Source organism: Nocardioides sp. YIM B13467 (genome assembly GCF_042788075.1).
Classification (GTDB): domain Bacteria; phylum Actinomycetota; class Actinomycetes; order Propionibacteriales; family Nocardioidaceae; genus Nocardioides.
In genome coordinates this window covers 57,992-80,684 of the sequence record NZ_JBHZPJ010000009.1, presented here as the reverse complement: position 1 = coordinate 80,684, position 22,693 = coordinate 57,992, and the positions used below count along the sequence as shown (strand labels likewise).

General features: G+C 69.6%; 22 protein-coding genes. 13 read left to right on the top strand and 9 right to left on the bottom strand.

Annotation, left to right across the window (positions count from 1 at the left end):
- Nucleotides 1-10: 10 nt before the first annotated feature.
- The 5 genes from ACFX43_RS02680 to ACFX43_RS02660 all read left to right on the top strand — a co-directional run bounded on the left by ACFX43_RS02680 (nucleotide 11) and on the right by ACFX43_RS02660 (nucleotide 6,487).
- Nucleotides 11-1,897 carry an acetyl/propionyl/methylcrotonyl-CoA carboxylase subunit alpha gene (locus ACFX43_RS02680; protein ID WP_378816683.1) on the top strand — a complete coding sequence of 629 codons (1,887 nt, stop codon included), beginning with the start codon at nucleotides 11-13 and terminating at the stop codon, nucleotides 1,895-1,897.
- Between the two features lie 111 nt (nucleotides 1,898-2,008).
- Nucleotides 2,009-2,947 (top strand): hydroxymethylglutaryl-CoA lyase, encoded by a 939-nt coding sequence (locus tag ACFX43_RS02675; protein ID WP_378816680.1) that lies wholly within the window; start codon nucleotides 2,009-2,011, stop codon nucleotides 2,945-2,947.
- A 100-nt stretch (nucleotides 2,948-3,047) separates the two neighbouring features.
- Entirely contained in the window at nucleotides 3,048-4,157 is a 1,110-nt protein-coding gene (locus ACFX43_RS02670; protein WP_378816679.1) for a hypothetical protein, read from the top strand.
- Nucleotides 4,157-5,278 (top strand): hypothetical protein, encoded by a 1,122-nt coding sequence (locus ACFX43_RS02665; protein ID WP_378816677.1) that lies wholly within the window; start codon nucleotides 4,157-4,159, stop codon nucleotides 5,276-5,278. Before ACFX43_RS02670 ends, ACFX43_RS02665 begins: the two co-directional genes overlap by 1 nt.
- A 12-nt stretch (nucleotides 5,279-5,290) precedes the next feature.
- Nucleotides 5,291-6,487, top strand: a complete 1,197-nt coding sequence (locus ACFX43_RS02660) for a hypothetical protein (protein WP_378816674.1) — start codon at nucleotides 5,291-5,293, stop codon at nucleotides 6,485-6,487.
- On the opposite strand, the gene ACFX43_RS02655 is transcribed toward ACFX43_RS02660, so the two are convergent.
- Both ACFX43_RS02655 and ACFX43_RS02650 read right to left on the bottom strand, forming a co-directional pair.
- Nucleotides 6,484-7,086: an AAA family ATPase gene (locus ACFX43_RS02655; protein WP_378816672.1), complete on the bottom strand. Its 603-nt coding sequence runs from the start codon at nucleotides 7,084-7,086 to the stop codon at nucleotides 6,484-6,486. The two genes, ACFX43_RS02660 and ACFX43_RS02655, sit on opposite strands and share 4 nt — an antisense overlap.
- Before the next feature lie 90 nt (nucleotides 7,087-7,176).
- Complete coding sequence (locus tag ACFX43_RS02650) at nucleotides 7,177-7,875, bottom strand: EcsC family protein (protein ID WP_378816669.1); 699 nt, start codon at nucleotides 7,873-7,875, stop codon at nucleotides 7,177-7,179.
- Between the two features lie 56 nt (nucleotides 7,876-7,931).
- Between ACFX43_RS02650 and aat the strand changes: the two genes are divergently transcribed.
- A complete protein-coding gene (gene aat / locus ACFX43_RS02645) occupies nucleotides 7,932-8,660 on the top strand; it encodes a leucyl/phenylalanyl-tRNA--protein transferase (protein WP_378816666.1) in 729 nt (242 codons plus the stop codon).
- An 8-nt stretch (nucleotides 8,661-8,668) separates the two neighbouring features.
- Here the strand turns inward: aat and ACFX43_RS02640 are convergent, their stop codons facing one another.
- Entirely contained in the window at nucleotides 8,669-8,995 is a 327-nt protein-coding gene (locus tag ACFX43_RS02640; RefSeq protein ID WP_355228780.1) for a rhodanese-like domain-containing protein, read from the bottom strand.
- A gap of 9 nt (nucleotides 8,996-9,004) precedes the next feature.
- A complete protein-coding gene (locus ACFX43_RS02635) occupies nucleotides 9,005-9,868 on the bottom strand; it encodes an Fpg/Nei family DNA glycosylase (protein WP_378816663.1) in 864 nt (287 codons plus the stop codon).
- A 205-nt stretch (nucleotides 9,869-10,073) separates the two neighbouring features.
- Between ACFX43_RS02635 and ACFX43_RS02630 the strand changes: the two genes are divergently transcribed.
- From ACFX43_RS02630 to ACFX43_RS02620, 3 genes are all read left to right on the top strand, one after another.
- Nucleotides 10,074-11,270, top strand: coding sequence for an AAA family ATPase (locus ACFX43_RS02630; RefSeq protein ID WP_378816661.1), 1,197 nt, complete (start codon nucleotides 10,074-10,076; stop codon nucleotides 11,268-11,270).
- A 154-nt stretch (nucleotides 11,271-11,424) separates the two neighbouring features.
- Nucleotides 11,425-13,716, top strand: coding sequence for a choice-of-anchor J domain-containing protein (locus ACFX43_RS02625; protein WP_378816658.1), 2,292 nt, complete (start codon nucleotides 11,425-11,427; stop codon nucleotides 13,714-13,716).
- 172 nt (nucleotides 13,717-13,888) lie between these two features.
- On the top strand, nucleotides 13,889-15,319 hold the full coding sequence (locus ACFX43_RS02620) for an MBL fold metallo-hydrolase RNA specificity domain-containing protein (RefSeq protein WP_378816656.1): 1,431 nt from the start codon (nucleotides 13,889-13,891) through the stop codon (nucleotides 15,317-15,319).
- Nucleotides 15,320-15,332: 13 nt separating this feature from the next.
- Here ACFX43_RS02620 and ACFX43_RS02615 read toward each other — a convergent pair whose 3' ends face one another.
- Nucleotides 15,333-15,554 (bottom strand): DUF1918 domain-containing protein, encoded by a 222-nt coding sequence (locus ACFX43_RS02615; protein WP_378816653.1) that lies wholly within the window; start codon nucleotides 15,552-15,554, stop codon nucleotides 15,333-15,335.
- Between the two features lie 19 nt (nucleotides 15,555-15,573).
- Complete coding sequence (locus ACFX43_RS02610) at nucleotides 15,574-15,894, bottom strand: 2TM domain-containing protein (protein ID WP_378816647.1); 321 nt, start codon at nucleotides 15,892-15,894, stop codon at nucleotides 15,574-15,576.
- A gap of 223 nt (nucleotides 15,895-16,117) precedes the next feature.
- Between ACFX43_RS02610 and ACFX43_RS02605 the strand changes: the two genes are divergently transcribed.
- The 3 genes from ACFX43_RS02605 to poxB all read left to right on the top strand — a co-directional run bounded on the left by ACFX43_RS02605 (nucleotide 16,118) and on the right by poxB (nucleotide 19,002).
- Complete coding sequence (locus ACFX43_RS02605; RefSeq protein WP_378816645.1) at nucleotides 16,118-16,462, top strand: VOC family protein; 345 nt, start codon at nucleotides 16,118-16,120, stop codon at nucleotides 16,460-16,462.
- The gene (locus ACFX43_RS02600) at nucleotides 16,455-17,204 is read left to right on the top strand and encodes a hypothetical protein (protein ID WP_378816642.1); all 750 of its coding nucleotides are present in this window, start codon (nucleotides 16,455-16,457) and stop codon (nucleotides 17,202-17,204) included. The genes ACFX43_RS02605 and ACFX43_RS02600 overlap by 8 nt, the downstream gene beginning before the upstream one ends.
- Before the next feature lie 73 nt (nucleotides 17,205-17,277).
- Nucleotides 17,278-19,002, top strand: coding sequence for a ubiquinone-dependent pyruvate dehydrogenase (gene poxB / locus ACFX43_RS02595; protein ID WP_378816639.1), 1,725 nt, complete (start codon nucleotides 17,278-17,280; stop codon nucleotides 19,000-19,002).
- On the opposite strand, the gene ACFX43_RS02590 is transcribed toward poxB, so the two are convergent.
- Together ACFX43_RS02590 and ACFX43_RS02585 are read right to left on the bottom strand one after the other, a co-directional pair.
- Complete coding sequence (locus tag ACFX43_RS02590; protein WP_378816637.1) at nucleotides 18,999-20,453, bottom strand: dihydrolipoyl dehydrogenase family protein; 1,455 nt, start codon at nucleotides 20,451-20,453, stop codon at nucleotides 18,999-19,001. The genes poxB and ACFX43_RS02590 overlap by 4 nt on opposite strands.
- A 1-nt stretch (nucleotide 20,454) precedes the next feature.
- Complete coding sequence (locus tag ACFX43_RS02585; protein ID WP_378816635.1) at nucleotides 20,455-21,027, bottom strand: hypothetical protein; 573 nt, start codon at nucleotides 21,025-21,027, stop codon at nucleotides 20,455-20,457.
- 153 nt (nucleotides 21,028-21,180) lie between these two features.
- Between ACFX43_RS02585 and ACFX43_RS02580 the strand changes: the two genes are divergently transcribed.
- Nucleotides 21,181-21,756, top strand: coding sequence for a TetR/AcrR family transcriptional regulator (locus tag ACFX43_RS02580; protein WP_378816632.1), 576 nt, complete (start codon nucleotides 21,181-21,183; stop codon nucleotides 21,754-21,756).
- Here ACFX43_RS02580 and ACFX43_RS02575 read toward each other — a convergent pair.
- Nucleotides 21,749-22,675 (bottom strand): ABC transporter substrate-binding protein, encoded by a 927-nt coding sequence (locus tag ACFX43_RS02575; protein WP_378816629.1) that lies wholly within the window; start codon nucleotides 22,673-22,675, stop codon nucleotides 21,749-21,751. The genes ACFX43_RS02580 and ACFX43_RS02575 overlap by 8 nt on opposite strands.
- Between the last annotated feature and the right edge of the window lie 18 nt (nucleotides 22,676-22,693).

Genomic DNA, 22,693 nt, shown 5'->3' with positions numbered 1-22,693 from the left:
TGAGTCTGGGATGTTCGAGAGTGTTCTGGTCGCCAACCGCGGCGAGATCGCGCGACGCGTCTTTCGCACCTGTCGTGAGCTGGGGATCCGCACGGTCGCGATCTACACCGCGCTCGACGCGGACGCGCCCCACGTACGCGACGCCGACGAGGCCGTCGAGGTCGCGTCCTACCTCGACGCCGATGCGGTGGTCGCGGCCGCCGCCGAGGCCGGTGCCGAGGCCGTCCACCCGGGCTACGGGTTCCTCTCCGAGCGAGCCGAGTTCGCACGCGCGGTGGCGAAGGCGGGGCTGACCTGGGTCGGTCCGACGCCCGAGGTGATCGAGCAGATGGGCCGCAAGGACGCGGCCCGGGAGATCGCGGTCGCCGCCGGCGTACCTGTGGTTCCGCGGGGCGAGGACAGCCCCTACCCGCTGCTGGTCAAGGCCGCGGCGGGTGGCGGCGGCAAGGGCATGCGGATCGTCCGCTCGCCGGAGGAGCTGGACGAGGCGCGCGCGGCGGCGGCCCGGGAGGCGCTGAGCGCGTTCGGCGACGAGACCCTCCTGATCGAGAAGTACGTCGAGCGTGGCCGTCACATCGAGGTGCAGGTCTTCGGCGACACCCACGGCAACGTCATCCACCTCTTCGAGCGGGACTGCTCCGTCCAGCGCCGCCACCAGAAGGTGATCGAGGAGGCGCCCGCCCCGACGCTCACTGACGAGCAGCGGAACCTGGTCCTGACCAGCGCCGTCGCACTCGCTCGCCAGGTCGACTACACGGGCGCCGGGACGGTCGAGTTCCTCCTGGACGAGGCGTCCGGCGAGGCGTACTTCCTGGAGATGAACACCCGTCTCCAGGTCGAGCACCCGGTCACCGAGGAGGCGGTCCGCATCGACGGGTCCGCCGCCGATCTCGTCGCGCTCCAGCTCCGGGTCGCTGCCGGTGAACCGCTGGGCATCGCCCAGGACGACGTACGCATCGACGGTCACGCCATCGAGGTCCGGGTCTACGCGGAGGACGCCTTCGAGGGCTTCCTGCCGCAGGCCGGCCGCACCTCGATCGTGCGCTGGCCCGAGAGCGCCCGAGTGGAGCACGCTCTGGAGAGCGAGCAGGTGGTCAGCACCGCCTACGACCCGATGCTCGCCAAGGTGATCGTCCACGGCGCCGACCGCGAGGAGGCCCGTACGGCGATGGTCAAGGCCCTCGACGCGACCGCCGTCCTCGGACTGACCACCAACACCGGCTTCCTGCGCGTGCTGGCCGCCTCCGACGCCTTCCGGGACGCGGAGATCGACACCGCCTGGCTCGACCGCAACGAGGTGCCCGCGCCCGACCCCGAGGTGCCGCGGACCCTCGTCGCCTGGGTCAGCGCGATGTTGTCGGCGGCGTCGGACACCACGACGCCGTTCCGTGCCGACGGCTGGCGCCTCGCCGGCTCACCGGCGCCGACCATCGTCGACCTCGACCGCAGCGTCACCGTCGACCGCCCCTCCGGCCGCGTCGCCAGCGATGTCGCCAGTCACCTCGTCCGGCAGCTCAGCGCGGCCGACCACGTGCTCCTGGCCATCGTCGACGGCGTACGCCACTGGGCGGCCATCAACGTCCAGCCCGGCCTCGCCGAGATCGTCCACCAAGGACACCGCTTCGACTTCTCCCCGCCCGACCGCGTAGCCGGTGCCGCCGCCCACCACAGCGACGGCGCAGTCGAGGCCAAGATGCCCGGCACCGTCATCGACGTACGCGTCCAGGTCGGCGACACCGTCGAGGAGGGCCAGGTCCTCGGTGTCATGGAGGCGATGAAGATGGAGGTCTCCCTCAAGGCGCCGTTCGCCGGCACCGTCACCGTGGTCGGCGCGTCAGCGGGATCCCAGGTGCCCCTCGGCGCGGAACTGTTCGTCGTGGAGCCGACCGATGACTGACCGTGACCCGTGTAACACGTTGTTCGTAGGACTGTCCGGTCGTTCCACTAGGGCGAGTAGTCCTACGAACAGCGTGTTACACGTGGAACGAACCCAGCAGGAGCCAACCTCATGACCAGCCTCCCCGCCGTCGTACGCCAAGACGGCCTCCCCACACAGGTGACGATCTACGAGGTCGGTGCGCGTGACGGCCTCCAGAACGAGAAGACGGCGATCGACACCGGCGTCAAGGCCGACCTGATAACCCGGCTGCTCGATGCCGGGCTGAGCCCGGTGGAGGCGACGAGCTTCGTGCACCCGAAGTGGGTGCCGCAGCTGGCCGATGCCAAGGAGCTGATGACGGAGCTCGTGGACAGGCTCGGCGACAGGGCCAGAGAGCTCCCGGTGCTCGTCCCCAACGAGAGGGGCCTCGACCGGGCGCTCGAGCTGGGGCTGCGTCACATCGCGATCTTCGGCAGCGCGACGGAGACGTTCGCCAACAAGAACCTCAACCAGACCTTCGACGGCCAGTGGGCGATGTTCGAGCCGACGATGAGCCGCGCGAAGGCCGAAGGCATGACCGTCCGCGGCTATCTGTCGATGTGCTTCGGCGACCCCTGGGAGGGCCAGGTGGAGATCGCGAAGGTGGTCGAGGCGGGCAAGCGGCTCCTCGATCTCGGTGCCGACGAGCTCAGCCTCGGCGACACGATCGGCGTCGCCACGGCCGGGCACGTGAAGGCCCTGATCGAGGCGTTCAAGGAGGCCGGCGTCACGACCGACCGGCTCGCGCTGCACTTCCACGACACGTACGGCCAGGCTCTGGCCAACACCCTCGCCGGCCTCCAGTCCGGGGTGACCACCTACGACGCCAGCGCGGGCGGCCTGGGCGGCTGCCCCTATGCCAAGTCGGCCACGGGCAACCTGGCCACCGAGGACCTGCTCTGGATGCTCGACGGCCTCGGGATCGAGCACGGTGTCGATCTCGACAAGGTCGCCGACACGAGCAGCTGGCTCGCCGGCCACCTCGGCAGGCCGAGCCCCTCGGCCGTCGTACGTGCCTTGCGGTCATAGCTGGAGACACGCCCTAGACTGCATCCAAGAGTGACGGCCGGGTGACAAAAGACGGACCGCCGCGACAATCTCTACTAACTTGGTGCAGAATAGCGGGATCATGGCGCGCAAAGTCTTCCTCCACGTCGGCGCTCCGAAGACGGGCACGACGTACCTCCAGGACAGGTTGTTCCACAACCGGGTGTCCCTGGAGAAGCATGGCGTCTTCTACCCGGTCGGCGGCCAGCCCGACTTCTTCCGGCCGGCGCTCGACCTGATCGACCGTCCGTGGGGCGGGATGAGGAAGACCGTCCACGGCGAGTGGGACGCGCTGGTCAAACGGGTGCGCCGCGACGAGTCCGAGACGATCCTGATCAGCCACCACCTCTTCGCCGGAGCCCGGCCCGACCGGGTCGAGAAGGCGATGACCGACCTCGGCGAGGGCGGCCGCACAGAGGTGCACATCGTCTACACCGCTCGCGACATCGCGCGCGTGCTGGCGGCGGAGTGGCAGGACCAGGTGCAGCGCGAGCGCAAGGTCACCTTCGCGCGCTACCTCGAGCGGATGCAGACCGCGAAGCAGTCGCGCTCGGCCGCCTGGTTCTGGCGTACGCACGGCCTGCCCGACGTGCTCAGCCGGTGGGGTCGCAACCTGCCGCCGGAGCGCGTGCACCTGGTCACCGTGCCGCACGACGGCGCGCCGAGCGAGCTGCTCTGGCGCCGGTTCTGCGAGGTCATCGGCATCGAGGAGTCCTGGACCCCGATCGACAGCGACCGCCACAATCAGTCGCTCGGCCGTGCCGAGGCGACGCTGCTGCGCCGGCTCAACGCGCGGCTCGAGTCGCAGGAGCTCCCCCGCGAGGACTACCGCCACATGGTCACTGAGGTGATCGCCAAGCGCACCCTCGCCCACCGCGACGGTCGAGAGCGGGTCACCATTCCGCCGACCACCTTCGACTGGGCCGACCAGGTCGCCGAATCCTGGATCGAGTGGGCCGAGCTGGCCAAGGTCGACATCGCCGGCGACCTCGACGACCTCCGCCCGCAGCGACCCGACGCCGACGTCGAGTGGATCGACCCGGACGCACCGCGCACCAAGGATGTCGCCGACGCGGCGATCGACGCCCTGGTCGCGGTCGTCGTCGAGGCGGCCCGCACCGACCCGCCCCAGCGCCCCGTCGCGTCCCGCGCTGCCAGTCTGATGCGGCGGGTCAAGGGGCGACGCTCCTGATGCCAGCTGCACCCACCAGGGGTTGGGGTTGGGCCGCGCACCTGCGCGAGGGCGGTACGACTCCTTGGGCGTCCTGGTCCGAGCCCGCCGCGCCCTTCATGACCGACCACCTGCCGGGTGCCGAGATGCTCGAGCTGCTGCGGCGGCTCAACGCGACCGGTCCGTCGGAGCCGGCCCGGGTCGACGCACTGCTGCGTACGAGCCCGCCCGGCCGTGGCCGCCGCGACCTGCCGCTGCTCGGGGACACCGAGACGAGGACGTACGGCCCGCTGCCGGTCGATCCGGCGACGCTGTCGGCGCGGGAGCTGCTGAGAGCGGCGAGCGTGCTGCTCGCCGAGGACCTGCTCGGCACCGTGGAGACGGCGCCCGAGCGGCGTCCGCGAAGGTGGTCGCGCCGGCCCAAGAAGTCGGAGCCTGACCAGGAGAAGTTCCCCTACCGCCTGGTCGGTTCGCCGTGGCTCACGCTGCCCATCCGCGAGGAGCTGGAACGGCAGGGAAGGCTGCCCGGCGCCGATGGCTACACCGTCTACGTCCTCGGTGGCCCGCTGGACGAGATCGCCGCCGGTGCGTGGAGGTTCCGCACCTTCACCAACCGGGTCAACCCCTGGCACATCTGGATCCGAGACGCACAGTGGCGCGGTTGGCTCGGCCCCCGTGCCGATCTGCCGAGGATCGCCCGCTGGTGGGCCCGGCGGGTCGGGAAGGACCGCGTCGAGATCGTCACCGATCCCGCCCTGCTGCCCGGCCTGCTCGGCGTGGACAGCCTGCCCGGCCCCTGGCCGATCTCGGCCGAGGGCAACGAGGTCGCTCGCGTGATCGGGCAGGTTCTCAGCGTACGAACCGATCTCGAGACCCAGCGGAAGTTGCTGATCGACCGCCTGCGACCGCGGCTGGAGAAGCTAGAGCCGCTCGTTCCGGACGCCCGGGAGGTCGGCGTTCCCCCAGAAAGTTTGGATTGGGTCGTAACACAGGCGCGGGCCCAACGTGATGCATTGGTGGAAGCCGGATACGCTCTCCACGGAGACCCTGACCGGCTGCTCCCTTCGGGGGCGGCGACGCAGAGTCCCGACGAGCGCCGGGCGCTGGCGCTCGCGTTGTCATTGCTGGCGGGGCGTTCCTAGAGGAGTAGAACGTTGGAGACTGGGCGGCGCGTGCTGCTTCATGTCGGCACCCCGAAGACGGGCACGTCCTATCTTCAAGACGTCCTCTTCCACAACCGGGAGTCCCTTGCCGAGCAGGGAGTCCACTACTTCGCCGACCGCTTCGACGCCCACTTCCTGGCGGCCCTCGATCTGATGGACCTGCCCTGGGGCGGCATCGAGGAGGAGGCGACCGGCGCCTGGGACGCCCTCGCGGAGAAGGTGCGCTCCGTCGAGAACGGCACGGTGATCATCTCCCACGAGATCCTGGCGAGCGCGTCCTGGCAGCAGGCCAAGCACGCCCTGGACTCGCTGGGCGACTCCGAGATCCACATCATGCTCTCCGCGCGCGACCTGGCTCGGCAGATCCCGGCCGAGTGGCAGGAGAACGTCAAGCACCGCTCGGTCGTGACCTACGCCGAGTTCCTCGAGGAGATCCGCGACCCCGCCCGCGAGGGACGGATCGGATCATGGTTCTGGGGCGTCCAGGAGTTGCCCGACATCCTCGACCGATGGACTCAGGGCATCGCGCCCGAGCGCGTCCACCTGATCACCGTCCCGCCGCCGGGCTCGCCTTCGACGCTGCTGTGGGAGCGGTTCTCCACCGCCTTCGGCCTCGACGACCTGACCATCGACTTCGAGGGGATCGACCGCGGCAACCCGTCCCTCGGTGTGCCCGAGGCGGCGCTGCTCCGCGAGATCAACCTGGCGGTCGTGCCGGTGCTCGAGCCGGCTGACTACCGGCCTTTCGTACGCGAGTTCCTGGCCCACCGCACGCTGGCCAAGCGCCGCGACTCCGCGCGCCTGGCGCTCTCCCCCTCGATCCTGCCGTGGGTCGAGTCGCTCTCCGAGAGCTGGGTCAAGGCGCTGTCGGGGCGTGGCTACGACGTGGTCGGTGGGCTGGAGGAGCTGCTGGTCCCCGCTGACCTGGCGGGCAAGCCGTTCGTCGACCCCGACACCATCTCCTCGCGCGAGGTCCTCGACGCCGGCGTCGCCACCATCGACGCGCTGCTCCAGGAGGCCATCCGGCTGCGCAAGTCCGAGGCCCGGCTGGAGGACGAGGTCGGCGAGCTGCGCGCCGAGCTGGAGCACACCCGGTCGCTGGTGCCGAAGCAGCGGGCCCGCGAGGGTCTCGAGCGGCGCTGGTGGGGCCGCGCGGTCCTGAAGGTCTACCGCCTCATCCGCCGCTAGAGGATCGCCTCGAGTCGTCCCGCGGCCCGGGCGCGGTCGAAGACGTGCACCCGGTCCCAGGAGCCGTCGGCGTCACCAAATGTCGCCGCGGTCAGGAGCCGGGGCTGGTCGTCGGTCCAGCGGTGCCAGTGGCGCTCGAAGGCCTCCGTACGGACCATGCGCCCGCGCTCGTGCTGGCCGTCGATCGCCGTAACGCGCGGCACGTCGATCATGACCAGCGACGTACGCCAGCCGCGGGCGTGGGCGATCCGCCCGAGCAGCTCGCGCCGGCCGGGCCGGGTGGCCGGGTCGTGGACGAGGAGGGTGTGGCCACCGGGGGTCGGGCCGAGCAGGACGAGGACCAGGGTCGCGATCGCGTGCCACAGGTGCACCAGCGGCCGGTAGAGGCGGTAGGGCACCTCCGGCAGCCGTGCTGCGAGCCAGCGCCCCGGGGTCTCCGGGTCGAGGGTGCGTACGTCGGGACGCCGGTCGGCCACGTCGCGGATCAGCGTGCTCTTGCCGGCGCCGGGTACGCCGCCCAGGAGGAGCAGGTGAGGTCTCACCTCGACCCCGGCAGCGCGGGCTGGGCTGATCGGGGCGTACGTCGTGTCGAGGGTCATCGACTGCTCCTCCCAAGCGGACACCAACAGTGTGGAGTTCCGTGCTCTGAGGAACGTTGGACGGACCTGTGAAGTTCCTGTGAGCCGGGCTCAGCCGTTGTCGGGGTGACGCGGCAGCAGCTCGCGCGAGGCGTAGCGACCGATCTGGTAGGTCATCCACCCATCGGCCCCTCCACCGACGACGCCGCCGACCAGCGGTATCCGCTTGGCGGCCATGGAGATCATGCCCCTGCCGGTGACTCGGCTGAGCAGCTCCTGGGCCACCTCGGAGGCGACGATGGCATCGATCGCGCGGTCGTAGGCCGGTGCGGTTGCGATGGCCATCGGCGGAGCGGGGATCTTCTTCTCCTTGATCTGCTTGCCGACCTTCTCCTCGCTCAGGAGGGTGAGCAGGATGCCGTTGCGCACCCGAGGATCGGTCAGGTCGTAGCCGCGGAGATGCGCGATCACGGCCACCATGCGGCACTGGATGATGGCCATCCCGGTGATGTTGGCCGGGAGCGTGATCGCCTGGGTGACCACACCGCCGATGTTGGTCGCGAAGCCGCCGACACCGGCCAGCCGCACGTGGTTGTCGATGACGTGCTTCACCGCGAGCTCGACGTCGTTGTCGTGGTCCTTGAGGTGCTTCTCGGCGGCTGCGGCCGCTGCCGGGAGCGGGCCGACTCCGACGATCGCGTGGTGCAGCGCCTGCCGGACCACGGTGGTGGTCACGCCGGGAGCGGACTGGATGACCTTGGGTGCGAGCCGGCCAGCCGCACTGGTGAGCACTGCCTTGGGACCGATCATGAGGCAAATCCTAAGTGTGTGGTGGTTGGCGCCGCAGGGGACGATAACGTTTCGTCGTGGCGAAACTTCGGGGACCGATCGAACCCGAGCCCTCGCCGTGGGCCTTCGCTGACCTCCGGGACCCAGGCGCGGGCCATGGCGGGGCCGATCTGGACGATCTGGTGGGGATGGGCGCGGACGTTGCGCCCGGGACACTCCTGGCTGCGTACCGACACGGGATCTTCCCGATGCCCGGTGAGTCTCAGCGCGACCCCATGATGTGGTTCTCGCCGGTCAGGCGCGGCGTACTCCCGCTGGACGGGCTCGTCGTCTCGCGGTCCCTGCGCAGGTCGATGCGGGACTTCGAGATCAGGATCGACACCAGCTTCGACGAGGTGGTGGCCTCGTGCGCCGACCCGCGCCGGCCCCACGGCTGGATCGACAAGCGGATCCGCCGGGCCTACGGCAACCTGCACGACCTGGGCTGGGCGCACTCGGTCGAGGCGTGGCAGGACGATCGCCTGGTCGGCGGGCTCTACGGGGTCGCGATCGGCGGTCTCTTCGCCGGGGAGTCGATGTTCCACCGTGTTCGCGACGCGTCCAAGGTCGCCCTGGTCGGGCTGGTCTCGGCGCTGCGCGAGGCAGGGTCGATCGACCAGCGGATCCTGGACGTGCAGTGGCGCACCGACCATCTGGCCTCGCTCGGCGTCGTCGAGGTGGGCCGCAACGACTACCTCGACCGCCTGGAGAAGGCGCTCAGGCTGCCGCTCCCGGAGGCCTTCGGCGGTCCTCCGGCCCAGTCCTAGCGGCAGTCCTAGAGGACGTACGCCTCGGCGCCGGTCTCGCTGACCATCGGTCGCCCTGCGGCGGCCCAGTCGAGCATCCCGCCGGCGAGGTTGACGACCTCGAAGCCCTGCTGGGCGAGGTAGTTGACCGCCTGGGCGCTGCGCCCGCCGACCTTGCAGACCACCAGGGTCTGGCCCTCGGGAAGCTCGCCGAGGCGCGCCGGGAGCTCTTGGAGCGGGATGTGGGTCGCGCCCTCGATGTGACCCGCTGCCCACTCGTCGTCCTCGCGGACGTCCAGGACGGCCACGGGCAGGGGATCGGGCACTCCGGCGATCTCGACGGTGGGGATGGTCACCCGTCAAGCCTACTTGAGGAGCCGGGACATCCGGCGATCGGCGAGCGGCTTCCCGCCGGTCTGGCAGGTGGGGCAGTACTGCAGGCTCGAGTCGGCGAAACTGACCTCGAGGACCGTGTCTCCGCAGACCGGGCACTTCTTGCCGGCCTTGCCGTGCACGGCGAGGTTGGACTTCTTCTCGCCCTTCAGTTCGCTCATCGCCAGGCCGGAGTCGCGCTCGACGGCCTCCTCGAGGGTCGTCCGCAGCGCGTTGTAGAGGCTCTCCGACTCCTCCTCGGTCATCTCGGCGGGCTTGAACGGCGACATCTTCGCCGCCCACAGGATCTCGTCGGAGTAGGCGTTGCCGATGCCCGCGATGATCGACTGCATCCGCAGCACGCCCTTGATCTGCTTGCGGCCCTGACCTGCGAGGATCTCGCGGAAGCGGGCCAGCGTGAAGTCGTCGGCCAGCGGGTCGGGGCCTAGCGAGGCGACGCCCGGGACGTCCTGCGGATCGTGGACGACGTAGAGCGCCAGACGCTTCTTGGTGCCGCCCTCGGTGATGTCCAGCCCGGTGTCGTCGTCGAGCACGACCCGGATCGCCAGCCCCGACTTCGATCCCGGGCGAGGCGGCGCCGCCGGAATCTCGTCCCGCCACCTGATCCAGCCGCCGCGGGCCAGGTGCAGCACGAGATGGACGCCGCTCGCCTCGATGTCGATGAACTTGCCGTGGCGGGTCACGTTGTCGACGAGCGTGCCCTCGACCGCGGTCAGCGGGGGATCGTACGTCTTCAGGGCGCTGAACTGCGCGACGTGCACCTTCGTGATCGCACGGCCATCGAGGCGCCCGCGCAGGTCCTCGGCGAGCGCTTCCACCTCGGGGAGTTCCGGCATGTCCGCGAGTCTAGATCGTCAGGCTTGCGCGAGGGGAGGAAATCCCGCTACGATCGAACACACGTTCGACACTGGCGATAGATGTGAGAGTCTGCGCCTTTCTAAGATCCATCCTAGAAAGGCGAATAGAGACCTACGTTCATGAAAGATGTGGCTCGCTAGCCAAATCTAAGACGCGTCCTATAGATGTGGATATCGTCTGATCATGGACCCCATCCGCAATCCGTACGCTCCTGGCGCCGGTCAGCGGCCGCCTGAGCTCGCTGGTCGTAACGAGCAGCTCGGGCAGTTCGACGTGGTGCTGGAGCGGGTGGCGCGCGGTCGTCCGGAGCGGTCGCTGGTGCTCACCGGGCTCCGTGGCGTCGGCAAGACGGTCCTGCTCAACACGCTGCGGTCGGCGGCGGTCCGTAAGGGCTGGGGCACCGGGAAGATGGAGGCGCGCCCCGACCAGTCGCTGCGCCGGCCGCTGTCGAGCGCCCTGCACCAGGCGGTGCGCGAGCTGGGGCATCCGAGCTCCGACGACGTCGACCACGTGCTGGGCGTGATCCGCTCCTTCGCCCAGCGGGAGGCCGGTCCCAATGCCAAGCTGCGCGAGCAGTGGTCGCCCGGCATCGAGGCTCCGGCAGTGCGGGGCCGGGCCGACTCCGGTGACATAGAGATCGACCTGGTCGAGCTGCTCACCGACGTCGGCGGGCTCGCCGCCGATGTCGGCAAGGGCGTCGGCGTCTTCATCGACGAGATGCAGGACCTCGGCCCCGACGACGTCTCGGCGATGTGCGCGGCGTGTCACGAGATCAGCCAGTCGGGGCTGCCGGTGATCGTCGTCGGCGCCGGCCTGCCGCACCTGCCGGCCGTGCTCTCGGCGAGCAAGTCCTACTCCGAGCGGCTCTTCTCCTATCAGCGCATCGACCGTCTGCAGCGGGACGCCGCCGACCGCGCCCTCGCCGCCCCCGCGGGCGAGGAGGAGGCCGAGTTCGAGCCCGCCGCCCTGGCGGAGATGTACGCCGCCACCGGCGGCTACCCCTACTTCATCCAGGCCTACGGCAAGACCGTGTGGGACCAGGCGCCCCGCTCCCCGATCACCGTGGAGGACGTGAAGGTCGCCGCCCCTGAAGCCGAGCGCGAGCTTGCGGTCGGCTTCTTCGGCTCACGCTACGAGCGCGCCACCCCTGCCGAGCGGGACTACCTGCGGGCGATGGCCGACGCGGCCGTCGAGCTCGGCGCCGACGACATCGGCACCGTCGCCACCGCGGACGTCGCCGCCTTCCTCAACAAGAAGCCGCAGTCGCTCTCCCCGGCGCGTGACGCGCTGATGAAGAAGGGCCTGATCTACTCCGGTGAGCGCGGCCGGATCGCCTTCACCGTCCCTCATTTCGGCCGCTACTTACGCCAACAGGGGTAATTCGGCGTCAGCTCCGCAAACAGGGCGTAATTCCCTCTTCCCTCCGCGTAGGCACGGTGCTTGACTTTGGCGGTGGCCAGTGACGTACATCACATCGGCCGCATTCCCGCAGCGAGCTCGGGCGCAGCACGAACGAGTGGAGGGAGAACCACGCATGCGTGGTTGGAAGAAGGCGCGACTCCTCACCATCGGAGCCGCAGGAGCGCTCGTCCTCGGCCTGACGCTGCCCGGCGCACCCGCCGGTAGTGCACCTCCGGCGGACGATGACCGAGGTCGGGCCGCCAAGGAGCTCAAGCAGACCGGGTCCGACTACAACAACGGCAAGAAGGTCGGCATCGAACGGAAGCGGGGTGACCTGGCTGGCAAACAGCCGCCGAAGGGACCCGCGAAGGTCGGCCAGAGCCGCACCTGGCTGGGTCTCGACGACGCCCAGGGAAGCATCTATCTGAAGGACTACACGCTGCGCGGCGTCGGCGACAACATCGAGGTGTGGGTCGCCGACGACCGGGCGTTCCCGGACGGTGACTGCCGCAACGCCCTCGGCCTGACCGAGGTCACCAACGCCCAGGTCTCGAACTTCATCTCGGAGTTCGACGACACCATCTACCCGATCGAGTCGGAGGAGTTCTCGGTGCCGCCCGATCGGGACGGCAAGCAGGCCACGCTGCCGGGGCTGATCCCGAACCTGCCCTCCTCGGAGTACAAGGGCGACGGCGACAACATCGTGGTCCTGGTCGACAACGTCCGCGACGCCAACTTCTACGAGCCCGCCACTCCAGATGGGCAGACCTACATCGCGGGCTTCTTCTACTCGGTCTTCAACGAGTACTTCGACCGCAACGTGATGAGCATCGATGTCTTCGACTGGCTGCACCGCACCGGTACCAACCCGCCCGATGACAGCACCGATCCGGCGTACGTCGCCTGCAACGAGGAGCTGAACAGCGCTCCCGGTCGGCTGGTCGGAGCATCTCGGCCGCTCCTGTACGAGGGCACCTTCGCGCACGAGTACCAGCACCTGCTGGAGTACTACGAGGACACCGACGAGGTCTCGTGGGTCAACGAGGGTCTGTCCGACTACGCCCAGACCCTGGTCGGCTACGTCGACCCGAGCACCCCACCTGACGATCCCGGCGCGGACTCGCACCTGGCGTGCTTCATGGGCTACCTCGATCCGGCGTTCGGTGGCTCGGAGAACTCGCTGACCGCCTGGGGCGACCAGGGCGGGCCGGAGACGCTGTGCGACTACGGCGCGGTCTACTCCTTCATGGAGTATCTGGCCAGCCACTACGGCCCCGACTTCCTCAGTGCCCTGCACCGTGAGGATGCCGGTGGTCTCGAGGGGCTCCAGGTCGTGCTGGACCAGTTCGGCGCCGACGTCTCCGCCCAGCAGACGATCCACGACTGGGCCGCCATGGTGGCTCTCGACGGGGCGCTGGACGCCAACGGCGGCAACCTGAACGGCGGTGACGCGGCGACGTTCCAGGCCGACTCGCTCTCCGCGAAGGTCAACTGGGACAACCCCGAGGCGTGGAACGAGAACGGCGCACCGCCGAACGGCTCGGACTACGTACGCCTGCGCGACGGTTCGGGGGCCTACCTCTCCGCGGGTGAGATCGAGTCGCTCAGCTTCGACGGCGCGACGTCGTTGGCGCCCAAGCCGGTCGAATGGACGGTCGACACCACCCCGCCGGACGCCACGACGGCCGACAGCAGCTGTGGTTCGCCGCCCGCCGCCGGCACTGGGGCCGCGGCGCTGTACGCCGGCTGCGGACCGAACCTCGACCGGTCGGTCGTGCGAGCGGTCGACGTGCCGGCTGGCGGAGCCTCGCTGACCTTCGACGCCCTCTGGGACGCCGAGGTCGGCTGGGACTTCGGCTACGTCCAGGTCTCCACCGACGGCGGTGAGACCTGGCAGAGCCTGGCCACCGCCGACACGACCAGCGAGCACGACCCGGGTGCCATCCCGACCGTGGTCGACAACCTGCCCGGCTTCTCCGGCGACTCCGGAGGCTGGCGGCCGCAGAGTGCGGACCTGTCGGCGTACGGCGGGCAGAGCGTGCTGGTGGCGTTCCGCTACATCACCGACTCCGGGGTCGACGAGTCCGGCTTCTGGGTGCGTGACATCGCCGTCGGCGGCACCGCGCTGCCCAGCGACACCCTGGACGGCTGGCGGTCGATGTCGCAGGTCAACCCGACTCCGGTCGAGGGCTGGACGGTCCAGCTGGTGGCGTACGGCCCGGCGGGCTCGCCCGCGTGGGTGCACACGCTCGCGCTGGACGGGTCGTTCGACGGCACCCTCGGTGGTGCCGCGCTCGACGCCGCGATCGGTGACAGCGCCGAGACCGTGGCGGCGGTCGTGATGTTCGACGACCCGACGGAGAGCGTGTCCGACCCGGCGCGCTACACCCTGACGGTCGACGGGGTCACCCAGCCGGGCGGCTGATCCCACCACCCAACGAGCGGGCTGCGGCTGTCGATGGACGGCCGCAGCCCGCCGCTGTGCCCGGAGGGTGAGTGATCGGGCCGTCGGTCCCTCGGTGAAGGCCGTAGGACCCTCCCTGCACCCGGACGGATGCAGCAGCGTGGTGACACCACCACCTGCGAAGGGAAGCCCGATGGCGCACCACGAGAACCCTGTCATCGGCGACCCCGGCACATCGCGCTCGAAGCATCCCGCGCTGGAGTTCCTCGGGGCATCAGGCACGGTGACCGGAAGCCGGTTCCTGGTGACGTACGGCAGCGATCGCCTGCTGGTGGACGCCGGTCTCTACCAGGGACTGCGTGAGCTCCGGCGGCTCAACTGGGCACCGTTCCCGGTGGCGCCCGCGGACCTGGACGCCGTCGTCCTCACCCATGCTCACCTCGACCACACCGGATACCTGCCTCGGCTGGTGAGCGACGGCTTCGCCGGCGAGACGGTGTGCACGCCGGGCACCGCTGCGCTCGCCGCCATCGTACTCCGGGACAGCGCGCACCTGCAGGAGGAGGACGCTCGGGTAGCCAACGAGGGCGGTTGGTCGAAGCACCACCCGGCTCTGCCGCTCTACACGGCGTCAGATGTCGAGCAGACGCTCGAGCGCCTGCACCCGGTGGCCTTCGGCGAACCATGGCCGCTCGGAGGGATGGTCGTGACGCTGCAGCGCGCCGGTCACATCCTGGGCTCCTCGGTGGCCGTCGTCGACGTCGGAGGTGAGCGGGTGGTTTTCAGCGGCGACCTGGGTCGACCCGGCCATCCGCTCCTGCAGCCGCCCGACAAGCCTCCGGCCGCCTCCGCGATGGTGCTCGAGTCCACGTACGGCGATCGACGGCATCCACCGGCGGATCCCGAGGCCCTAGCCGACACGGTGCGCCGTACGGTGGCCCGTGGTGGCGTCGTACTGATCCCTGCGTTCGCGGTGGACCGGACCGAGCTGGTGCTGCTTGAGCTGCTCAGGCTCCGCCGCGCCGGCCAGATCCCCCGGGTTCCGATCTTCGTCGACAGCCCGATGGCCCTCGCCGCGCTCGACGTCTACCGGGCAGCCCTGAGTGCGCACAGCGACGAGCTCGACCTGAAGCGAGCGGCGCCGTTGAACGACCTCGACCGCCTGGACGTCCACCGCGTCAGGGATGCCGCCAGCTCCGAGCGGCTCAACCGCCCCAAGGAGCCGTGCATCATCATCTCGGCCTCCGGGATGGCCACCGGCGGCCGCGTCGTCCACCATCTGCTCCGCCAGCTTCCCGACCCCCGCAACAGCATCGTGCTCACCGGCTACCAGGCTCAGGGCACTCGCGGTCGGCAGCTGGTCGAGGGCGCCCGGGCGGTGAAGATGCACGGCCGATACGTCCCGGTCCGTGCCGAGGTGGTGGCGATCTCGGACTTCAGCGTGCATGCCGACGCCGACGAGCTGCTCGCGTGGGTCGCCTCGGCACCCGAGCTCCCGCAGACCGTGTACGTCGTGCACGGCGAGCCGACGTCATCCCGCGCGCTGGCGGACCGGATCCAGGACGAGCTCGGCGTCGTCGCCGTGGTGCCCCGGCTGGGCGAACGGGTGCTCCTGCGCCCATGACGCCCGATCCGTCTCACCGATGCTTCTTGGTGTCCGTCGCTTCATGCTCGAAGTGCTCCACGAAGGCGTCTGAGCCCGGAAACACCAACGCCTCGTGGCCGTTGTCCGACCAGCGTACGAGGTAGGGCGGGCTGCCGTCCTCGTGGCGGACCTCGAGGATCTCGGCGTCGCGCACGGGCTCGCCGACCTGGTGGCCACGGACCACCAGCCGGTCACCGACTGCTGCGTACATCATGCTCGGTCTCCGTCCTTGTTCAGGTCCGCTTGCGCAGCCGGTTCATCTGGCGCGTGATGCTGGCCTCGCTCGGGTCGCCGGCCAGGTACACGTCCCAGACGTTCATCGCGAGACCGATCCCCCACAGCAGCAGGGGAATCACCGGCCAGAAGAACGAATCCGGCGTGGCGATCGCCCAGATTCCCACGAGTGCAGCGTTCGTCAGGACGAAGACGAGAAGGTGAGTCCCCAGATCCCGGCGCTTCTTCAGTTGCTCCACCGCGGCGAGGCGCAGTGCCTCCTCGGGCGCCATGGCCGGTGGATCGGTCCGCTCCTCAGCCGAGGTGTTCCGGTCATCCATGGTGATGTCCTCCTTCGGTCGGTCTTTCTCGTGCGGTACCACTTCGACGCTAGGAGCCGGCGATGCCGGGTGCAGCGGTCCAAGGGCCCCTTCGAGGAGTCCTCGGTCCCGGGAGGTCGTCGAGCCGCCGGTCGGGGACCAAGGACCAGCCGCAGTGGCACTTCGTCCCTGTGATCGCCTCGACGTCTCGGCGGATGCTCGATCGAGACGGAAGGAGACAGTCATGGCGCATCCAGTGGTGCACTTCGAGATCGCCGGAGCCGACGGCGAGCGGCTCGTCGGGTTCTACCGAGACCTGTTCGGCTGGGACGTCCAGGGGGCCGGCCCCGACTACTGGCTCGTGAAAGCCACAGAGGACGGGATCGGTGGCGGTGTCATGCAGACCCGCGACGAGATGCCCGCCTACGTCACGGTGTACGTCTCGACCGATGACCTCGAGGGCAGCCTCCGGCGCGCCGGAGAGCTGGGTGGTGAGACCGTCGTGCCGCCGATGGAGATCCCCGGCACCGGGTCGTTCGCCATGTTCCGCGACCCCGGCGGCAACATCATCGGACTGTTCCGTGAGTGACCCGACGGAGCCGCAGGACGAGGTTCGGGCAACGACGACCCAACGGCCCCGCTGGACGACCGGGCGAGTCATCGCCGTCGTGGCCGGCAGCGTTCTCCTGCTGGTCTCGCTCGGTCTCATCGTCGGTGGCGGTGCTCTCGCGTTGGCCGCGGCCCAGCGGGACGACGACGGTTACCTGGTGACCGACGGGGTGGCGATCTCCGCCCCCGGACACGCGATCACCTCCGAGTCGATCACCATCGAGACCGACGCTGGGGCGGACGTACCCGGCATGCTGGTCGGGGACGCCAAGCTGGTCGTCACCTCAGTCGAGGAGGGCCCGGTCTTCGTGGGCGTCGCGCCGTCCGCGGATGTCGACGCCTACCTCGCCGACGTCCGCCACTCGACGATCGACGGCTTCGACGGCAACACCCCGACGTACGATGCGGTCGACGGCGGAACCCCGGCGTCCCTCCCCGCCGATGCCGGCTTCTGGACCGCCTCGGCGAGCGGGACCGGGCCCCAGACGCTCACCTGGGAGGTCGAGTCGGGCGACTGGACCCTTGTGGTGATGAATGCCGACGGACATGCTCCCGTGACCGCCGTGGCGGCCATCGGCGCCACCCTCCCGATGCTCGGCATCGCGATCGGGGTGTTGCTCGGTGTCGGCGGCGTACTCCTACTGGTGTCGCTCGCCCTGCTGATCGGCGGGCTGCTGTCGGCGAGCCGGGTGGAACGGAGGGATCCCGCGCCGCCCCGGTGAGGGCGACTCGCACGTCAGGATCGCATCGACTCTGTTCTACGGTGGACGACGTACGCGCCGAGAAGGAGACTGCATGTCGACCATCGCCGAACAGATCGTGTCCACCTTGTCCGCCAGCGGTGTCCGCCGCGTCTACGGGATCCCGGGTGACTCCCTCAACGGGTTCACCGACGCGCTCCGCAAGAACGGGAACATCAGCTGGATCCACGTACGTCACGAGGAGGCTGCTGCGTTCGCAGCGTCCGCGGATGCGGCCACCACCGGTGAGCTCGCGGTGGTCGCAGGGAGCTGCGGGCCGGGCAACCTCCACCTGATCAACGGGCTCTTCGACGCCAACCGCTCACGGGTGCCGGTGCTCGCGATCGCCGCCCACATCCCGACCGCCGAGATCGGCACCGGCTACTTCCAGGAGACGCACCCGCAGGAGCTGTTCCGGGAGTGCTCGGTCTACACCGAGTACGTCGCCCAGCCGAGCCAGATGCCGCACGTGCTCGAGATCGCGATGCGTACGGCGGTCGAGAAGCAGGGCGTGGCGGTGCTGGTGATCCCCGGCGACGTCGCGCTGGCCGAGTCCGTGGTCGAGCGGACCGTCGAGATCCGCCCGACGCGCTCCCGGGTCATCCCCGACGAGGACGCCATCAGGCGGGCGGCCGACCTGCTGAACGCCGGCGAGCGGGTCACCATCCTCGCCGGTGCCGGCTGTGCCGGCGCGCACGACGAGGTCGTGGCCCTGGCCGAGACGCTGGGCGCCCCCGTGGTGCACGCGCTCCGCGGGAAGGAGTTCCTGGAGTACGACAACCCCTACGACGTGGGGATGACCGGCCTCCTGGGCTTCGCCTCCGGCTATCGCGCGATGGAGCGGGCCGACACGCTGCTGATGCTCGGCACCGACTTCCCCTACCGGCAGTTCTTCCCGAAGCATGCCAAGACCATCCAGGTCGACGTACGCGGCGAGCAGCTGGGCCGTCGCCACCCGATCGATCTCGGGTTGGTCGGCACGGTCAAGGACACCGCCTCGGCGCTGCTGCCGCTGCTCGACCGGAGCGATGATCGCCGTCATCTGGACGACTCCCTGGACCATTACCGCCGCACCCGGACCAAGCTCGACGAGCTGGCCACCCCGTCGCGGTCGAAGGCGCCGATCCACCCGCAGTACCTCGCTCGGCTGGTCGACCAGACCGCATCCGACGATGCCGTCTTCATCCCCGACGTCGGGTCGCCGGTCGTGTGGGCGGCGCGCTATCTGACCATGAACGGTCGCCGCCGGCTGATCGGCTCCTTCGCCCACGGTTCGATGGCCAACGCGCTGTCGCAGGCGGTCGGCGCCCAGGTCGCCCACCCGGGCCGGCAGGTCGTCGCGCTCGCCGGTGACGGCGGGCTCACCATGCTCCTCGGCGAGCTGGTCACCCTCATCCAGAACCGGCTCCCGGTCAAGCTCGTCGTCTTCAACAACTCCTCGCTGAACTTCGTCGAGCTCGAGATGAAGGCCGCCGGCTTCGTCACGTACGGAACCGACCTGGTGAACCCGAACTTCGCCGACGTCGCCAACGCGATGGGCATCTACGCACGTCGCGTCGAACACTCAGCGGATCTCCCGGACGCGGTCGCCGACGTCCTCGGCCACGACGGCCCCGCCCTCCTCGACGTCGTCACCGAGCGCCAGGAGCTCTCCATCCCGCCCAACATCACCGCCGAGCAGCTCAAGGGCTTCACCCTCTACGCCCTTCGGTCCGTCATGTCGGGTCGGGGCGACGAGCTGATCGACCTCAGCAAGGCCAACCTCCGCCAGCTGTTCTAGCGATCGCGTCCTGCGGTCTCGAGGAGGCGGAGCCAGATCTCGCTGATGGTCGGGTAGGCGGGGACGGCGTGCCAGAGGCGGTCCAGGGGGACCTCCCCGACGATCGCGATCGTGGCCGCGTGGAGGAGCTCGGAGATGTCCGGGCCGACCGCGGTGAAGCCGACCAGCGTCTTGCGCTGCTCGTCGATGACCATCCGCGCCTGACCGCGGTAGCCGTCCGCGTGGAGCGAGGCTCCGGCGATCGAGCCGAGGTCGTAGTCGACGACGCCGACCTCGATACCGGCCGCCTCGGCCGATTCGGCGGAGTGTCCGACCGCGACGACTTCGGGGTCGGTGAAGATCACCTGAGTGGTGGCGCGCTCGTCCGCGGTGGCGGCGTGACGTCCCCATGCGCTCAGGTCGAGCTTCTCGCCGCGAGCGCGCGCCGCGATCAGATCGCCCAGCCCGCGGGCCTGGTACTTCCCGTGGTGGGTCAGCAGCGCTCGATGGTTGACGTCGCCTGCGGCGTAGAGCCAGCCATCCTCGAGCTGCCCGTTGTCGTCGACCACGGCCAGGGCGTCGTCGACCTTCAGCCAGCTGCCGGGCTCGAGACCGACGTGCTCCAGGCCGAGGTCCTTGGTGTTGGGAATCCGACCGGTGGCGACAAGGACCTCGTCCGCGGTCACCTCGGCGCCGTCGGAGAGGGTCAGTCGCACCTCGCCGGTGTCGTCACGCCGGACCTCGACCGCGCCGGCGTTCAGATGAAGCGTGACTCCGTACGTCCGGAGCGCCTCGGCCACCTGCTCGCCGGCGAACTTCTCGACGCCCGGCAGGAGCCGGGTGCGGGAGATCAGCGTCACCTGCGCACCGAGGGCGCTGTAGGCGGTTGCCATCTCGGCGCCGACCACCCCGCCGCCGATGATCGCCAGGCGTGCCGGAACGGAATGGGCGCCGGCGGCCTCCCGGTTCGTCCAGGGCCTGGCCTCCTCCAGTCCCGGGATCGGCGGGATGAGGGAGGAGCTGCCGGTGGAGACGACCACGGCGTGGCGTGCCTGAAGGTTCGTGGTCGTGCCGTCGTCGTCGGTGACCGTGACGGAGCGGGTGCCGGTGATGCGCCCGTGTCCGCGGACCAGGGTGATCCCGGCCCCGGTCAGCCACTCGACCTGGCCGGTGTCCTTCCAGTTGGACGCGAACTCGTCACGCCGGGCGAACACGGCGACGGCATCGAGCGTGCCCGTGACCGCCTGACCGGCGGCCGGAAGCGCGCGGGCGGCGCGCAAGGCTGCCGCGTCCCGCAGGAGGGCCTTCGTCGGCATGCAGGCCCAGTAGGAGCACTCGCCGCCGACGAGCTCGCGCTCGACGATCGCGGCGGTCAGGCCGCCCTGCACGACGCGGTCTGCGACGTTCTCGCCGGTCGGGCCGGCGCCGATGATGATGACGTCGACGGTGAGGTCTTGGCTTGTGCTCGTCATGTCAGTTGACCTTACCTGCGCGCTGGCGCAGTCGGAGGGCAGAGATCAGGAAGAAGATGCCACCCAAGGTCGCGTAGCCCGCGAGGCCGGTGAGTGACGCCTTCGGGCCGGCGGCCATCAGGATGAATCCGGTTCCGGCGAAGGTCGAGATCCCGCCGCTGAGGATCATCGCCCACTGACCACCGAGTCGGTAGCGGCGTACCGCCACGAACAGCTGGACCAGGCCGGCGGTGATCGCCCAGGCGCCCCACACCCGCAGGATGCCCGGGATCCCGGAGGTGGCCGCGACGGCGACGCCGACGGCGGTGAGCAGGCTGAGCGCCATGTTGGCGTACAGCAGGACGCGCTGGCCCTTGGCGCCCGAGGTGCGGTGGTCGACCACGGCGGCCACCACGTCGAACAGCGGGTAGATGACCAGCAGCGCGATGCTCGCCGCGTCGAGCGTGGTCGCGGTGAGTGCGACCAGGACGGCCCAGACGATCGCGAACCCGAAGCGGAAGAAGTAGAGCTTCGGCAGTGCGCGGGGCGGGGCGATCAGCGTGCCGGAATGGCCGGTCTCGACGGAGGTGGACATGGGATCCCTTTCTCGGATCATTTGAGAGACAGAACGATCGTTCTACCTGGATCGAGAGTCTGCACCAGTCGTCCGACAAATGCAAGACCGATCGTTCTGTCTGCTACCGTCGAGCCGGCGAGACCTAGACCGTGAGAACGAGAGGGATGGCGGATGTCTGAAGCCCGGGATCGACTGCTCAGCACAGCGAGTCGACTCTTCTACGCCGAGGGTCTGCACTCGGTCGGAGTGGATCGCGTGATCGCCGAGGCGCAGGTCACGCGGGCGACGCTCTATCGGCACTTCCGGAGCAAGGACGAGCTCGTCGTGGCGTACCTGACGCAGGCCGACGAGGCGATCCGGGCGCGAGTGGACGCCGCTCGGGCGGAGGTCGAGGACCCCGACGACCTCATCCGGGCCGTCGGCCGGTCGATCGCCACGGACATCCAGGGCGAGGGGTTCCGAGGTTGCGCGTTCCTCAACGCCGCCGCCGAATACCCGGACCCGGCCCACGTGGTCCATCAGGCGGTGCTGAAGCACCGGCAGTGGTTCCTGGCCACGATGACCGATCTCTTCGCGGCGACGGGGAAGCCTGATTCGGAGTTTGCCGGCCGCCACTTCGTCATGTTGCGAGACGGTGCGATGGCAGCCGGCTGTCTGACCGATCCCGCCCCGGTCGGTGAGACGTTCCTACGAGGGCTCGAGGGACTTCTGACCTACCGGAGCGGCCTGGGGTCAGCGCTCAGCTGACGCCGTTGTCGGCGAGGAACTCCTTGGCGACGGTGGCCGGGTCGGCCTTGTCGACCTGGACCTTGGCGAGCGCCTCGGTCAGGTTGGCGGTGGTCAGCGCCTCGGAGACTGCGTTGAGCGCGGTCTCGGCGTCGCTGCTGAGCGCTTCGGAGCGGATCAGCGGGACGACGTTCTGGGAGAGGAAGAGGTTCTCCGGGTCCTCCAGGACGACCCAGCCGTTGGTGGGGATCGAAGAGTCGGTGGAGAAGACGTTGGCGACGTCGATGTCGCCCTTCGCCAGCGCGCTGGTCGTCAGCGGGCCGCCGGCGTCGAGCGGCTTGAAATCCTTGAACGTGACCCCGTAGACCTCCTCGAGGCCGACCAGGCCCTGGTGGCGTTCCTTGAATTCGGGGGCGCCGCCGAGCGAGAGGTCCTTCGCGACCGGAGCCAGGTCCTCGATGCTCTTCAGGGAGTACTTGTCGGCCGTCTCCTTGGAGACGGTGAGGGTGTCCTTGTCCTCGGCCTCCGACTGCGGCAGGGTCTCGCTGCCCTCCGGCAGCACGTCCTGGAGCGCCTCGTAGACGTCCTCGGGGGCGGAGACGTTCTCCGGGACACCGTCCGGCTTCAGGTAGGCCAGCAGGGCGCCGTTGTACTCCGGTAGCAGGTCGATGTCGCCGCTCTTGAAGGCCTCCATGTAGACCTCGCGGGACCCGATGTTGGGCTTGGTCTCGACCTTGACGCCCTCGGCCTCGAGAGCCTGGGCGTACATCTCCATGAGCAGCTCGCTCTCGGGGAAGTTGGCCGAGCCGACGACGATCGTGCCGCCGCCCGAGTCGGAGTCCGATCCCGAGTCGAGCGGGTCACCGCCGCAGGCGGTCAGGGTGCCTGCCACGGCGAGCGTCGCGAACAGATACGCGGTGGTGCGGATTCGGCGGGACATTGAGATACCTCTCGGGTT

What these genes read in the sequence shown, in the direction of transcription:
- ACFX43_RS02680 (WP_378816683.1), top strand. Translation starts at nt 11, where the DNA reads ATGTTCGAGAGTGTTCTGGTCGCCAACCGCGGCGAGATCGCGCGACGC.
- ACFX43_RS02675 (WP_378816680.1), top strand. Translation starts at nt 2,009, where the DNA reads ATGACCAGCCTCCCCGCCGTCGTACGCCAAGACGGCCTCCCCACACAG.
- ACFX43_RS02670 (WP_378816679.1), top strand. Translation starts at nt 3,048, where the DNA reads ATGGCGCGCAAAGTCTTCCTCCACGTCGGCGCTCCGAAGACGGGCACG.
- ACFX43_RS02665 (WP_378816677.1), top strand. Translation starts at nt 4,157, where the DNA reads ATGCCAGCTGCACCCACCAGGGGTTGGGGTTGGGCCGCGCACCTGCGC.
- ACFX43_RS02655 (WP_378816672.1), bottom strand. Translation starts at nt 7,086, where the DNA reads ATGACCCTCGACACGACGTACGCCCCGATCAGCCCAGCCCGCGCTGCC.
- ACFX43_RS02650 (WP_378816669.1), bottom strand. Translation starts at nt 7,875, where the DNA reads ATGATCGGTCCCAAGGCAGTGCTCACCAGTGCGGCTGGCCGGCTCGCA.
- ACFX43_RS02635 (WP_378816663.1), bottom strand. Translation starts at nt 9,868, where the DNA reads ATGCCGGAACTCCCCGAGGTGGAAGCGCTCGCCGAGGACCTGCGCGGG.
- ACFX43_RS02630 (WP_378816661.1), top strand. Translation starts at nt 10,074, where the DNA reads ATGGACCCCATCCGCAATCCGTACGCTCCTGGCGCCGGTCAGCGGCCG.
- ACFX43_RS02625 (WP_378816658.1), top strand. Translation starts at nt 11,425, where the DNA reads ATGCGTGGTTGGAAGAAGGCGCGACTCCTCACCATCGGAGCCGCAGGA.
- ACFX43_RS02620 (WP_378816656.1), top strand. Translation starts at nt 13,889, where the DNA reads ATGGCGCACCACGAGAACCCTGTCATCGGCGACCCCGGCACATCGCGC.
- ACFX43_RS02615 (WP_378816653.1), bottom strand. Translation starts at nt 15,554, where the DNA reads ATGATGTACGCAGCAGTCGGTGACCGGCTGGTGGTCCGTGGCCACCAG.
- ACFX43_RS02610 (WP_378816647.1), bottom strand. Translation starts at nt 15,894, where the DNA reads ATGGATGACCGGAACACCTCGGCTGAGGAGCGGACCGATCCACCGGCC.
- ACFX43_RS02605 (WP_378816645.1), top strand. Translation starts at nt 16,118, where the DNA reads ATGGCGCATCCAGTGGTGCACTTCGAGATCGCCGGAGCCGACGGCGAG.
- poxB (WP_378816639.1), top strand. Translation starts at nt 17,278, where the DNA reads ATGTCGACCATCGCCGAACAGATCGTGTCCACCTTGTCCGCCAGCGGT.
- ACFX43_RS02590 (WP_378816637.1), bottom strand. Translation starts at nt 20,453, where the DNA reads ATGACGAGCACAAGCCAAGACCTCACCGTCGACGTCATCATCATCGGC.
- ACFX43_RS02585 (WP_378816635.1), bottom strand. Translation starts at nt 21,027, where the DNA reads ATGTCCACCTCCGTCGAGACCGGCCATTCCGGCACGCTGATCGCCCCG.
- ACFX43_RS02580 (WP_378816632.1), top strand. Translation starts at nt 21,181, where the DNA reads ATGTCTGAAGCCCGGGATCGACTGCTCAGCACAGCGAGTCGACTCTTC.
- ACFX43_RS02575 (WP_378816629.1), bottom strand. Translation starts at nt 22,675, where the DNA reads ATGTCCCGCCGAATCCGCACCACCGCGTATCTGTTCGCGACGCTCGCC.